The organism is Constrictibacter sp. MBR-5, assembly GCF_040549485.1.
Lineage (GTDB): Bacteria > Pseudomonadota > Alphaproteobacteria > JAJUGE01 > JAJUGE01 > Constrictibacter.
This window is the reverse complement of record NZ_JBEPTK010000015.1, coordinates 84,135-97,162: the sequence shown is the minus strand read 5'-3', so window position 1 is coordinate 97,162 and position 13,028 is coordinate 84,135. Positions and strand designations below refer to the sequence as shown.

At 69.1% G+C, this 13,028-nt stretch carries 12 protein-coding genes; 6 read left to right on the top strand and 6 right to left on the bottom strand.

Going from position 1 to position 13,028, the window contains the following annotated elements; genetic code table 11:
* Positions 1 to 110: 110 nt before the first annotated feature.
* From ABIE65_RS23150 to ABIE65_RS23135, 4 genes are read right to left on the bottom strand one after another with little or no spacing between them, the layout of a single operon-like run.
* Complete coding sequence (locus tag ABIE65_RS23150; protein ID WP_354081061.1) at positions 111 to 1,577, bottom strand: c-type cytochrome; 1,467 nt, start codon at positions 1,575 to 1,577, stop codon at positions 111 to 113.
* 11 nt (positions 1,578 to 1,588) lie between these two features.
* Entirely contained in the window at positions 1,589 to 3,187 is a 1,599-nt protein-coding gene (locus ABIE65_RS23145; RefSeq protein WP_354081059.1) for a c-type cytochrome, read from the bottom strand.
* Positions 3,188 to 3,206: 19 nt separating this feature from the next.
* Positions 3,207 to 4,139, bottom strand: a complete 933-nt coding sequence (locus ABIE65_RS23140) for a hypothetical protein (protein ID WP_354081057.1) — start codon at positions 4,137 to 4,139, stop codon at positions 3,207 to 3,209.
* A 14-nt stretch (positions 4,140 to 4,153) separates the two neighbouring features.
* On the bottom strand, positions 4,154 to 6,595 hold the full coding sequence (locus tag ABIE65_RS23135) for a hypothetical protein (RefSeq protein ID WP_354081055.1): 2,442 nt from the start codon (positions 6,593 to 6,595) through the stop codon (positions 4,154 to 4,156).
* Positions 6,596 to 6,773: 178 nt separating this feature from the next.
* Here ABIE65_RS23135 and ABIE65_RS23130 point away from each other — a divergent pair, with 178 nt between their 5' ends.
* From ABIE65_RS23130 to ABIE65_RS23110, 5 genes are all read left to right on the top strand, one after another.
* The gene (locus tag ABIE65_RS23130) at positions 6,774 to 8,162 is read left to right on the top strand and encodes an esterase/lipase family protein (RefSeq protein ID WP_354081053.1); all 1,389 of its coding nucleotides are present in this window, start codon (positions 6,774 to 6,776) and stop codon (positions 8,160 to 8,162) included.
* A complete protein-coding gene (locus ABIE65_RS23125) occupies positions 8,159 to 8,704 on the top strand; it encodes a hypothetical protein (protein ID WP_354081051.1) in 546 nt (181 codons plus the stop codon). The genes ABIE65_RS23130 and ABIE65_RS23125 overlap by 4 nt, the downstream gene beginning before the upstream one ends.
* 177 nt (positions 8,705 to 8,881) lie before the next feature.
* The gene (locus ABIE65_RS23120; protein ID WP_354081049.1) at positions 8,882 to 9,670 is read left to right on the top strand and encodes a hypothetical protein; all 789 of its coding nucleotides are present in this window, start codon (positions 8,882 to 8,884) and stop codon (positions 9,668 to 9,670) included.
* Between the two features lie 3 nt (positions 9,671 to 9,673).
* Positions 9,674 to 9,889, top strand: a complete 216-nt coding sequence (locus tag ABIE65_RS23115; RefSeq protein ID WP_354081047.1) for a hypothetical protein — start codon at positions 9,674 to 9,676, stop codon at positions 9,887 to 9,889.
* A gap of 22 nt (positions 9,890 to 9,911) precedes the next feature.
* Positions 9,912 to 10,757, top strand: a complete 846-nt coding sequence (locus ABIE65_RS23110) for an aldo/keto reductase (RefSeq protein ID WP_354081045.1) — start codon at positions 9,912 to 9,914, stop codon at positions 10,755 to 10,757.
* 62 nt (positions 10,758 to 10,819) lie between these two features.
* On the opposite strand, the gene ABIE65_RS23105 is transcribed toward ABIE65_RS23110, so the two are convergent.
* Both ABIE65_RS23105 and ABIE65_RS23100 read right to left on the bottom strand, forming a co-directional pair.
* Positions 10,820 to 11,737 (bottom strand): putative 2OG-Fe(II) oxygenase, encoded by a 918-nt coding sequence (locus ABIE65_RS23105; protein ID WP_354081043.1) that lies wholly within the window; start codon positions 11,735 to 11,737, stop codon positions 10,820 to 10,822.
* A complete protein-coding gene (locus tag ABIE65_RS23100) occupies positions 11,734 to 12,018 on the bottom strand; it encodes a PqqD family peptide modification chaperone (protein WP_354081041.1) in 285 nt (94 codons plus the stop codon). Before ABIE65_RS23100 ends, ABIE65_RS23105 begins: the two co-directional genes overlap by 4 nt.
* Positions 12,019 to 12,124: 106 nt before the next feature.
* Here ABIE65_RS23100 and ABIE65_RS23095 point away from each other — a divergent pair, with 106 nt between their 5' ends.
* Positions 12,125 to 13,027, top strand: coding sequence for a hypothetical protein (locus tag ABIE65_RS23095; RefSeq protein ID WP_354081039.1), 903 nt, complete (start codon positions 12,125 to 12,127; stop codon positions 13,025 to 13,027).
* Position 13,028 lies beyond the last annotated feature (1 nt).

Below are 13,028 nucleotides of genomic sequence, written 5' to 3'. Positions count from 1 at the left end.
ATCCATGCCGGCCTCCCTCACCAGCAAGGATCGTGAATCAGAAAACCACGCTCATGGGAATCCCCCACGATTCACATCGACCGGAAACCGCTCTAAGACGGCGCCGGCTCTCAGAGCGTCTTCAGATAAGCGATCAACGCATCCTTTTCAGGCTCCGTCAGGTGGGTACCATAGGTGTGCCCACCGTTGCCGTTGCCCTTCTCGCGCGTATCGAACCTGAAGCCGAAGCGCTCGGCCTCCGGGCCGGAAGAGACGAAGCCGATATCGTCGCCGTCGATGACGTCGTGGCCGCGGAAGAAAACCACCGACCTCTCGGCCGGCGGCGCCAGCAGGTCCCGCAAGGTCGGCACCGAGCCGTTGTGCAGATAGGGGCCCAGCAGCCATAGGCCGGCGAGCGGCTTCGCCACATAGCCGCCCTGCGCCCCGTTCATCTCGGCGCCGACCCGGAGGACGCCGGTGATCCGGTTCATTCGCCGCGCATCGTGGTCGGTCCAGCTCAGGAGCCGCTCGCCGTCGGTACCCACTTCGTCGATGGGAATGGCCGTGCCGGTGCGTGCGCCCCCGACGGCGTGGCAGGTGGCACAATGCTCGCCGAACAGTCCCGCCCCTGCCCCGGCGAGCGCCGCATCGATGGGCAGCGGAAAGGCCGGCGGTTCGAGCGAAGCGGTGTAGGCGGCGAGCCACCGGTTGCGCGCCCGGAAATCCCGTCCCGGCGGCGACGCGATGCCGAAGGCCGACGTCGCGACCACCGCCTCCAGGCTGTCCGCCTCGCCGGCCGCGTGGAACAGGCCGCCCGCCCGCTCACCGAGACGCCATAGCGCCGGGAAGTCGGTGTTGCCGACGCTGTCGTCCCAATCGGCGCGGGTCAGCAGGAACTTCGGCAGATTGAACGCGTCGTCGCGGCCCGGGCCCCAGGCCGGCTTCGCCGCCATCCAGCCCATCTCGCGCTCGGCGAAGCGCAGCGCCGTCCGCGTCTTCGGAATGAGCACCGCCGCGTAAAGCGCCCAGTCGATCCAGTCGAGGCGGAACTGCAGTGCGATCTCCGGCATCATGCGCGCCGCCGTGAAGCGGCGGTCGTGCGACGCCTCGAACAGGAAGCGCAGCAGCGCCTGCAGGTCCAGCGTGTGTGACGGGCCGCCCACGGCGAAGCGTGCCGTCTCGTCCGCCGCGAGCCGGTACCGCGTCGTGTGACACAGGGCGCAGTTCATCGTGACTCGGTCGAATCCGCGGCGCTCCAGCGCCAGTCCCACGGGCAGAACGCCGCCAGGCTCCCACGCGAGGCCGAATGCGCCATAGCCGCCATGCCCCGCCTTGTCCGGTCCGTAGCCGGCGGTCGCGTGCTTCTCGATGAGATCGGGGAAGACGCGCGGCAGCACCCAGAAGATCGGGTAGGGAATGCCGGCGAGCAGTTCGCTGCCGATCGACCCATGCTGGAAGCGCGCCCGATCGTCCGCCCACACCGGCTCCGGACCCCGCTCAAAGAACTTCCACCAGACGAAGCCGCCCACCCCCAGTCCGAGCAGCACGGCGGCGAGCCCCAATCCCCCTAGCCAGTTCAACAGGCGCCGTCGTCGCATGTCGCGCCCCATCAGAAGGTCTTCAGGAATTCGACGATGGCGTCCTTGTCCGCCGCCGGGAGGTCGGTGCCGTACGCCGCACCGTCATGGCCGCGATTGCTGTTCCCGGCCCACGGCCCGGGGACGCAGACATTGTCGTCGTGCCTGTTCTCCGGATTGGCCGCTGCCGCACACGCCGCCGCATCTCCCGTGCAGCGCGTCTCGAAGCGGAAGAAAGCGCGTCCGTCCGTAGCCGGAGCGTCGGCGACGAAGCCGAGGCGCGCGGTATCGATGACATCGTTGCCGCGATAGAAGACCGCCGGCCTCAGTTCGGCGGGCTCCAGCAGGTCGCGGACCGTCGGCACCGAGCCGTTGTGCAGATAGGGCGCCCGCAGCCAGATGCCGTCCAGCGGCTGGTTGGCATAGCCGTCGGTCTTGCGGAAGTGCCGGAAGCGCTCCGCCGGGAAGCCGGCATAGAGGTTGTTCTGCTCCGCCGACAGCGCCTCGGTGTAGTTGTCGAGCCGGCAGGGGTCGGTGCGGATCCTGGCGATCGGCTCCACCTTGCCGACCAGCGGGCCGGAAAAGTCGCGACCGCTGGCGCCGTGGCAGGCGGCGCAGTGGCGCGCATAGAGCGCCTGCCCGCGCGCGGCGCGGTCGCGGTCGATCTCGAACGGCCAGGGCGGCGGCGCGTTTGCGTCGGAGCGTAGCCAAGCCGCGGTGAAGGCAATTGCCTCGCGGTCGATGGTCGTCGGCACCGCGCCGGAGCCGAAGGCGGCACTACGGTTGCGTTCGTCGACCGAAATGTTGTTGCCGTCCCAGTGCAACTGCATCCCCTCGCGCGGCCCCTGCAGCCAGAGCGACGGGAAGTCGACGATGCCTATGCGCTCGCGCGGCGGCAACCGGTCGAGCGGCCAGTTCAGCAGTGCCTTGGCCGGGCCGAAAGTGTCGAAACGGCCGGGGCCCGGCTCCGGCTCGTGGTCGAGGAAACGGAAGCGATGGCGCGCGAGAACGATGAACTCCTTCATCGCCGGTACGGCCAGATATTGCAGCATCAGCCGGTCGAGCAGGCCGTAGCGTTCGCCCGTCGCGGTCTCGGCCGCCTGCACCACCTGCCAGGGGTTGAAGCGCTCGTCGAGCGCGCACTGGGTGAGGAACCGGGCGAACCCGCCCAGGTCGACACGGTTCGACGGCATGCCGACCACGACGTTGGGCGCGTCCTCCGGCCGGGCCCGCCAGGTGCCGACGTGGCAGGTGGCGCAGTTCAGGCCGATCCTGTCGAACCCCAGGCTGCGGCGCAGGGAGGTGCCGATCGGCCGGTCCATCCCCGCCTCGTAGATGAAGCCCAGCGACTCCCACCCCTCGCCCGGCAGGTAGTCGCGGCAGAGCAGCGGCAGCGCCTTGAAGAGACCGACCGGCATGCCGATCAGCCGGTCGCCGCCCGTCGAGCCGTACTTGAACTGCATGACCGGATCGTCCGGGACATCCCGCCCGAAGAAGGCCTGCGGCTCGTCCCGCCCGTAATAGTCCCAGGCGAACAGCCCCCCGAGCGCGATCGCCCCGAGCAGCAACGCGCCGGCAGCCCAACTCCAGACGGTCCAGACACGCCGACCGGCGGTGCGCAGGCGAGACATCGCCGTGGCCACGCGCCGTTCAGCGGGCCGCCGTGGTCACGCCCTTCTCGCCGGCCCAGCAGTCCTCGGCGATGGGGTCGCCGGCGGTGAAGGCGAAGTCGCCGCGCTCGGCCGCCTCGGGACTGAAGACCAGGAAGTTGAGCAGGAAGATCCGGTTGGCATAGGCGCGACCCAGATAGAGGCCTGGCTTCACCATGCGGATCTCGTCGCGGATCTTCAGGCCGCCGCGCCCGGCGAGGCTGTCCGGGCTCTCGCGCCAGCCCTCGATCTCGTCGCCGAACAGATAGTCGATGACGATCGACTCGCGCCGGCCGTCGAGCAGGCTCTGGCCGCAATAGAGCTTTGCCGGGAACAGCAGCCAGACCCGGTTCGTCTTGACCAGGCGGCCGAGCAGCCCGTCGCGCGGCACCGTCGCGGTCATCAGCGTGTCGGGGTCGTCGATCAGCCGCTCCAGCGGCTTCAGGTCGTCGATGAAGTTCCGCAGGACGCCCTGGTCCCGATAGAACATCTTGCCTTTCCAGAGGTTTTGCCCCGCCACCTCCAGCGCGCGGATCTTGACCGCCGATATGCGGCCGGCGACGCCGCCGAGGATCTCGTCCAGGCGCCGCTCCAGACTGTCCCCGCGGGCGAAGAACATGCGTCCGGAATGCGGTCCGTCCGGAATGGGACCCGCCGTCAGGCGGCCGTAGATCTGGTCGACCTGCTCCTGCGAGAGGCCCACCAGATAGTCCGGTGTGATCTTCATCCGGTCGGCGCGCGACAGGGGGAAGTCGTGCTCGACGCGGGCGAAGTCGACGCGGAACACCTTCGTCGGGTTGTCCGGATCCTGCAGCGACGTGTCCTGCAGCGGGGCGAAGGGAATGTCCGGCTCGGCCACGGCCGCCGCGACCGGCAGGAACAGGACGGCGGCGGCGAACGCACCGGACAGCACGGCGGACCTGAGCGGCTTCATCATCGCGCCCTCCATCACAGGGTCGCCAGGAAGGCGGTCAGCGCCTTCTTCTCGCGGTCGGACAGTTCCGAGCCGAAGCGGTGCCCCGCATTCTCCACATGCTCCAGGACGTTCGAATAATACTCCTGGACGAAGCCCCCCTGGACGCGGGTGATGTCCACCAGCATGTGCCCCGGATCGGCGAGGAAGCGGGAGCGCATCTCGGCGAGCCCCTGCTTCAGCGCCTTGAAGCGCTTCACGGTCAGCTGCTCCTCGTACTTCGCCTCCAGCTTCTCCGGGTCCCGCTCGTTCAGGACGATGTCCTGCAGCAGGTCCTTGAAGCGCAGGCTGTTGAGCGCGATCGCCGGGAAGTCTTTCGGCACCTTCAGGCTGAGCCCGGTCTCCAGGTCGCCGATCTTCACCTGGGGCGCCACGTCGACGACGATCTCCGCGCTGGTCAGGTAGACCTTGGGGATCCGCTTCCCTGGATTGAGCAGTTCCTCCACCGAGGCCTTGAACAGCGCGTAGCGCCCCTCGACCGAGGCGTCGAAGGGCCAGCAGGCCGGCGGGTCGGCGAGCGGCTTGCCGTCCTTGCCGACATAGGGCGAGACGTACAGGTCGAGGTCGGCGCGCCCCGGCTTGCCGCACACCTCCGGGCCGATCGCGTTGTTGAGCATGAACGGCGCATAGGCCCAGACGCTGAGCAGCGAGGGCGGCCGGTAATAGCCGCGTCCGCCGCCCTTCTGCAGTTCCTTCAGCGCCGGATCGACCGGCCGCTCGTGCAGCGTGCGCGACGCATACTGGTCCCACACCCGGCTCTGCATGTGGTTGGAGTGGAGCGCGCGGGCCGGGTGGGTGCCGACGCGGGTGGCCTGGACCGGCCGCTCGTGGCTCAGGAAGTCGATGCGCCGGGTCGGGTCGTTCGGGTCCGTCGCATGGAAGTCGACGGCCTCATAGGGCCCAGACTGGCTGGAATGGCAGCCGGCGCACTTGCCGGCGAAGAGCTGCCGGCCGAGCGCCACCGCGCCGTCGCCGAACTCGGCGTTCAGCTGCGCCTCCAGCGCCGCCGGGCTGTCGAGCCCGCGCGCCTTCCACAGGTCGGCCGGCCGCGCCGTCTTGAAGAAGTTCGCGGTGTCGTCCAGCCGGTCCTCGATCGCGCGGAAGCTGGCGCAGTCGCGGCGGCACTGTCCGATGTCGAACGGCGTTTGGCCGTAATTGCGCTGGCTGGGATCGACGGCGCGCAGGTCCGGGATGTGGTTCAGCCAGCACTGCTCGGCGCAGGAGCCGATGTTGAAATAGACGCGCTGGATCGCCTCGTTGACGCCGATCGAATCCTCGCCGCCCTTCAGGATGTGCGGGACCCGCTCGGTCATCAGCTTGCGTTCCCAGCACTTCCCCGGCTTGCCGGGCTCGCACCAGCAGTCGGTCTCCGCCGCACCCGCCGCACAGGCGGACGCCTTCCGCCACTTCAGCACCTCGTGCTCGTGCAGCGGCCGCGACGCCAGGTTGATGATCGCGTTCATCGTCCCCGGGTTCGAGACGGTGTCCATCGGCAGCGCCGACGTGTCCACCGTCCCCGGTCGCGCCTGGGCGATCAGCTGCCATTCCAGGCGATGCTGCGACATGCCCGACGCCAGCATCTGCGAGACGCGGCTGTACTGGTTGCCGACCAGCCCGTCGATATTCTCCCAGGTCGGCGCGTCGACGTTCGCCGGCGGATTCAGCGGGTCGTAGGCGATGTGGCAGGCGCCGCACGCCATGCCGATGCGGAACGGCGGCTCCACCGAGCCGTCGAACAGGCGGTTGATGCGCGCGTCGGCACTCTTGCCGTCGGCCGACAGCGCCTTGCGATAACCGTCCCAAGAGGCGGGCGAGCCGTTCAGCTTTTCCCATGCCGCCTTGTCGAATCGCGGGTTGGGAAACTTGCGCAGGCCGAGCGCCCCCGTAGACGTCCCGAACCGCAGGTCGCACGGATCCTGGCGCTGGTCCTCTGCACCGTGCGGCGTCGACGCGTCGTAGGGCGCGTCGCGGAAGTCGCAGGCCGGATCGCGATAATCGTCCCTGCCGACCGATTTCAGCAGGGCGTCGTCGCCCGGGCACCACTGGAAGCCGTAGGTCTCGTCCAGGCTCTTGGCCGGGCAGTCGGCCGTGCCGGGAATGCAGCAGTCCGGGTCGGGGATGGCGCCCCAGGCCTGAAACAGCTCCCCTTTGTTCTTCGCGCCGAGGATCTTGTACCAGTCGATCGTGGCACCCAGCCGCTGCGGATAGGAGTAGGTGTAGAAGCGGTCGTTGAAGGCGGTCGCGAAGAACCAGATCTCGCGGCCGGCACGTTCCGACGGGGTGAGCCCCCGCTCGGTCGCCGCATAGGCGGGGCTGAGACTGCTCTGCGCCATGGCCGGGCCCGCCGCCGCGAAGGCTGCGACCCACAGTAGCGCCGCGACGAACAAGGCTGACAGGAAGGTTCTTCGCATCAGCACGATAGCCTCCATCGCCTGTTTTCCCCGACGATTACTGTTAACCTTATTCGATCAAGCTCGCATACTCCAGTGGCCGGGCGAGTGACGCATGTCACCCCCGTCCGGCACTTGGGCCCTTAAAGAAAAACACGAGCGGCGCCGCGCCCACTGCAGCGGCAGTCGCCGGGGAGGGGTTGCCATGGACTATGATGTCGGGCGCGTGGCGGCGATCCAGAGCGCCTATCTCGGGATCATCAAGGCCTTCATGCCGCGCTACCGGGCGGGACGGCCGACGGTGGTGATGCTGCCGGGCGGCATGGGCTCGCAGCTCGACCGGTCGCCGGAGCCCTACCGGGGCGAGCCGCCCGACTTCAACCGCTACGACACGGTCTGGATCGACCTCGGCCTGATCTTCTCCAGCGACGGGCTGGCGCTGGAGATCGACGCCCATGGACGCGACCGCGACGGCTACATCGTCGTGCCGAACGGCGAACTGCGCTTCCTGGTCGACGCCTATGACGGCACGCGCCAGTGGGCGGCGGACAGCGGCTTCAACTACGTCGTCTTCGGCTACGACTGGCGCCGCCCGATCGAGGAGTGCGCCGGCTACCTCGAATTCTTCCTCTCGAACCTGCGCCAGCAGGTCTTCAGGAAGCACGGCGAGAACCCGCTGGAGAACGCCACGCTGTTCGCGCACAGCCAGGGCGGGCTGGTGGCGCAGATGTTCCTGCACCGCGTCGGCAACCCGATGCCCTGGTTCCGCCGGCTGATCACGGTGGCCACGCCGCTCTACGGGACGTGGTCGCACATGGACCGCTACTTCGTCGGTCAGAGCCCGCTGAACGAGATCTACGGCAAGCGCCGCGTCGCGGAGATCATCGGCTCCTTGCCCGGCCCCTACACGCTGATGCCGATCGACCGCACGACCTTCGCCCGCGACTGGCAGCGCCTGGGCTTCTCCTCGGACGGCGACTTCCCGCTGCTGGATCCCGTCTCGGGCGCCGCGGCCGACTGCTACGATCCCGCCAACCGCGCCCGCTGGCCCGCATGGTGCAGCCGGGACCATCTCGACCGGGCGCGCGCCGTCCGCCAGACGATCGCCCTGCCGCTGCCCGACGCCGTGGCGGCGCGGATCGTTAACATCCGCTCGACGCTCGATCCGAAGACTCCGACGCGCCAGACCTGGGCGCCGCTGCCCGACGGGTTCGACCCGGACAGCGGTGCCGGGTCCACCGTGGCGGCCGCCGGCTTCCAGGGAGGCGGCGACGGCACCGTGCCGGGCTGGTCGGCGTGGCACGCCTATGTCCCGCCGGCCAACCGCCTGGAGTGCGCGCAGGCCGACAGCCACATGGACATGATGGAGCACGTCGAGGTGCTGAACATGGCGGGACCGCTGATCGATCCCGGCTACAGCCCCGTCCGCACGGCCGACCCGAAGGGCCTCTACGGCGCCAGCGCCGACCGCGCCTCGCCGGCCGAGGTGAAGTCCTTCGCCGCCGACGCGGGCTCCGGGCGGACGCCCCCCGGCGACCCGCGCCTCTACGACGAACGCATCTGGCGCGGCTTCATGCGGGAGATGAAGCGATGATCCTGAGCCGCACCGCCCTTGCCGCCGCCCCCCTCTGCGTCACCGGCCTGCTTCTGCTCGTGGCCTGCGACAGCCTGAACCCACCGCCGCCGGCGGTCTCCCTGGTCGAGGTCCAGCGTTCGGCGCCGCAGCGTCTGGTGCTGACCAACGACCGGCAGCAGCCGTATAGCATCGTTCCCGCCGCAGGCGGGCTCGCGCACACATTGGCACCTGGCGCCACTCTGCCGATGCCGTTCGAGGTGGCGTCCGTCGCATCGCTGGAGGCCGCGCCCGGCAAGCCCTGGTCTCGTCTCGGCGACACCGGCACGATCGATCACCTCGACCCGCCATCGCCCTGGCTGAAGCAGACCGGTCCGGACGCGGAACTGCGCCTGCGCCTGCCCGACGGCACCTTCCGCGCGGTCCCGCTGAAGCTGGCCGGCTGCTTCCCCGCATGGGCCGACGCTCCCGCGGCCGCCGCCGACCACCCGCTGACGGTGGACGAGGCGCTGTCCCGGCCGGCGGGGATGCCCGTGCCGTTGTGCCCCGCGAACCCGAAATAGCCCCGAGCCGGCCATGAGCACGGCCACGCCTCCTTCGCCACGCATGCTCGCGACAAGCGATCCACGTCACACCTTCGCTCGCACGCCGCAACTAGGATCAGGGCAAACAGCAGGGCTACCACCATGAGGGAGAAGAGAGGGCGGGAGGACCGGGAATGCGCTCGATCCCGTACCCGCATGCGAGCGGCCAGCGCTTACTTGGCCTCGCTGCTGCTGTTCGTCTGCCTCGCCGTCGCAGGGTGCGACGCTCCGCCGGAAGAAGCCGCCACCAACGGGGAACCGCCTCCGACGGCTGCCGAACCGCCCACTTCCGCGCCGCCGCCCTCTGAACCGCCGCCGGCGGCTTCGATCGAGCCCCCGGAGGCTTCGCCGCGGGCGTCGCGCAGCTTCTTCGGGCCGCACACCTTCCCGCCGGCGGGATTCGCCGCCTACGGCATCGTCGCCTTCCCGGCCCGCGCCATGCAGGAAACGCGCGAGCGCTACCGGACCGTCTGCCGCGCCTATATCGCAGCCCTGCCGAGCCCCGGCGAACTGAGCGTCCCACCGCAGGCGCAGATGGTGACCGTGTGGCCGGTCGAGACGGACGCGCTGGCCGCCGACCTGATGCGCCGGCGCCCGCCGGAGGAGGCCTGCAACGACGCCGTCGACGGCTACCACCTGCCGACCGCTCTCGGCGCCATCAATCAGGCCGCGCAGCGGCATCGGCTGAGCGGCGACGGCCCCTTCCTCCTGGCCTGGGCGCCGCCGAGCGCACAAGGAGAGCCGGATGCCCCCGTCCTCGTCGCGGACCTCTCCCACGCCGTGACGTCCGAGGATTTCGTCGACCGGTTCCGGCGCTGGCGCAGCGACATCGAGACGCAACCGGAATTATGGCGGAACGGCTGGTCGGTCGAAGGACTTCGTCTCGTGGTACGTGCCTGGGCGGACAGATACGGTCCGACGGTGCTGCGGTTCTGGGAGAGCTGAAGCATGGCGCTGCTGCCCGATCCGGCAAAGGCGGGGCTCCCCACCCTCGTCGGCTTCCTCGCCGGCCTCGCCTTCGCCACCTTCATCGCCCCCTCGACGACCGAGGGCTTCATCCTGCTCGTCCTGCTGGCGGTGGTGCTGGCGAACGTCGTCGCGAAGCTGATCCGCCTGACGCGCGGCCGTACCGGCGGCGCCGCCGGCGAACCGCCCGAACACTAGAACCCGGAACGGGGAGACATCCATGCCCGCTGACGTCCCGACCTTGACCCTTCCCGACGGCGAACGCGTGCCGGTTCTCGGGCAGGGGACATGGGGCATGGGCGAGGACCCCCGACTGCGTACGAAAGAGGCGGCGGCACTGCGGCTCGGCATCGATCTCGGGATGACCCTGATCGATACGGCCGAGATGTATGCCGGCGGCGGTGCCGAGGAGGTGACCGGCGCGGCCGTCGCCGGCCGGCGCGACGAGGTCTTTCTGGTCAGCAAGGTCCTGCCGTCCAATGCCAGCAGGCGCGGCACCGTCGCCGCGTGCGAGCGCAGCCTCAAGCGGCTCGGGACGGACCGGATCGACCTCTATCTGCTGCATTGGCGCGGCGGCCCCGCACTGGCCGAGACCGTGGAGGCGTTCCGCTCCCTGCAGCAGACCGGAAAGATCCGCCACTGGGGCGTCAGCAATTTCGACACGGACGACATGGAGGAACTCGCCGAACTGCCCGAAGGCAGCGCCGCGGCCACCAACCAGGTCCTCTACAATCTGTCCCGCCGCGCGCCGGAGTGGGACCTGATGCCGTGGTGCCGGAACCGCAGAATCCCCCTGATGGCCTATTCGCCCGTCGAACAGGGCCGCATCCTGAAAGACCGCACGCTCCAGGCGATCGCCTCGCGTCACGGCGCTACGGCGGCGCGCGTCGCCCTCGCATGGCTGATCCGGCAGGACGGCCTGCTGGTGATCCCGAAGGCGGTTTCGCCCGACCATGTCCGTGACAACGCGGCCGCCCGCGAGCTCCGGCTGACGGCGGCGGACCTCGCCGAACTCGACGCGGCGTTTCCGCCCCCGACGGGGAAGAAGTCGCTGGCGATGCTGTAGAGGCGGAGCGGCCGAAGCGGACATCGAACAGAGCTGCCGAAGTCACTCGGGTGGCATAGCGATCAGTAAGTAGGAGCCATCTCACGCTCGGGCGCGGCGAACAGTTCAAAGGCGACACATATCCGCCGTTCGTCGCAACCGAGCGGCACGGTCTCGTGGCTGAAATGGCTGGGCACCAGGACCACGAGTCCCGGCTCGGGGCGGATCCATCGTTCCTCCCAGCCGCTCGCATCGTCGAACCCGCGGCCGGGCGGCGGCCCGACGCGCAGCCAGCCGAGCTTGCGTTCGGCATCGGCAGTGACCGGCGGTACCGCGACATAATAGACGCCGTTTACCCAGCTGGTCGCGTGCAGATGGGGGCGGTGATAGGTATCCGCGCCCGACACCACGCTCCATGCGCGCATGCCGAGATGCTCCGGCCGCGCGCGTAGAAACGGATTGGCGGGATCGACGGGTAGCCCGTCGATATACGCATGCGCAGCCTGCCACAGCCGCTCGAACAGCGCGCGCAGCACGGGGGATTCGCTGCGCTCCAGGTGGTTGCGGCGTGCCCCATTGCGGATCGCACGCCCTTCCGGCTGATCGTAGTGCTCGATGTTCTCAGAGAGTTCCGACTCGAGTAGCGCCAAATCGGGATGGTCCGGTGGATCTACCGTCCTGATCGAAAGGAGCGTCGCGGGATCGGTCAGGGCGCGCGCCGCTCGGCGTTCGCCCGCCCACACCGCAGCGCTGCTGAGAAGGTCGAAGCTGCGCGGATTGGCAAAGCTGGCATCGACCAGCGCGCGGACCAACGGATAGAGCCGTTCGCGCGGCAGGGCCCAGGTCAGCAGATCGACGAAGGCGGGAAATGCGTCGAGATTGGGATCCTCCGCGCGCAGTTGCGCGCATTTCGCCGCCGCAGATGCGACATCGCCCCGGAGCAACGCGAACGCCGCCTGTCGCGCACGATCCAAGTGGGCGGGGGATTCCGCCGCGCTCACGGCGCGCTGACCGACACCAGTTTGTGGGCCTGCATCTCCACCAGCAGCGCCGATACATCCTGCCGGATGGTTTCCAGGGAGGCGGCATAGGTGCGATGCAGCCCCTGGCACAGGTCTTCGAACGCAATCGGCGTTTCCAGCTGCGCCCAGATCGCCGCACCAATCCGATCCAGGTTGAAATAGCTTCCGCTTTCGATGTCGAGCATCACCACTTCGCCATCCACATCGGTGGTCAGCGGGGCAAGCGATCGCGCGATGATCGCATCGGATGGAAATGTCATTGGCGCCGAAATTCATATTGGTAGGAAGGCAGGGTATATGGCGGAGCGCGCGCGACTGTAAATATGACAAGGGGCCAACGGCCCGACCGCGTCGGAGTGGGACAGGATGGGCGGGGCGTATCGATACCGTATCTATGGGCTGACCCTGTCCAGCCCGCGCCCGCTTCCGTTTTTGTGGCCCGAGCCCGATGCCGCCAAAGCGCCCGATGTTGCGTTGCGCTTTGGCCAGGTTACCGCACCGCAGGAAGCGCCGGTGCGGCACGCGCGGCGGCTCTCGGTCTTTGCCGACGGAACCGGATTGCACGAAGCCGTGCATGGGGCGCGGTTCCTGATCCGTGAAGGACTGGAGATCATCGCAGAGGTTCCCGCGGGAACCAGCGATGCAGAACTGCATGCGCTGCTCCTTGGGCCGCCGATGGGCTGGCTGATGTGCCAGCGTGGGCTGCCCCCGATGCACGCCTGCGTCGTCGCGATCGGCTCGGTCGCGGTGGCGCTGGCGGGCGATAGCGGGGCGGGCAAGTCGACGCTCGCCCGGACGCTGGTTGCGCGCGGGCATGGGTTGGTCAGCGATGATCAGGCGGTGATCGATCCCGCCACGCAGCTGGTATATCCGGGGTTTCCGGCGATGAAGCTGTGGGCGGGCACGGCGGCGCTGGCCGGCGATCCGGTCGAACCCGGCCAGCGCGTCCGTGACGGGCTGGAAAAATATGTAACCGCGATGCCGGCTGCCTTCCAAACGAACCCGCTACCGCTGGGGCGGGTGCTGGTACTCTCGAAAGGGCCACGCCGAGAGCCCGAGCGGGCCGATCCGCACGCGGCCACAGCCCTGCTGCTGGCCTGCCTCTACAGACCAGAGTTCAGCCGCGGCCTGGATCAGGGCCGCATCGCCCTGCATTGGGGCGTGACGCTGGCGCGCGCCGTGCCCGTGTTCCATCTGGAGCGTTCTGACGATCTGGCAGATCTTCCGCATTTGGCCGCGACCGTGGAGGCGTTGGCTGCCGCCCCCTGAA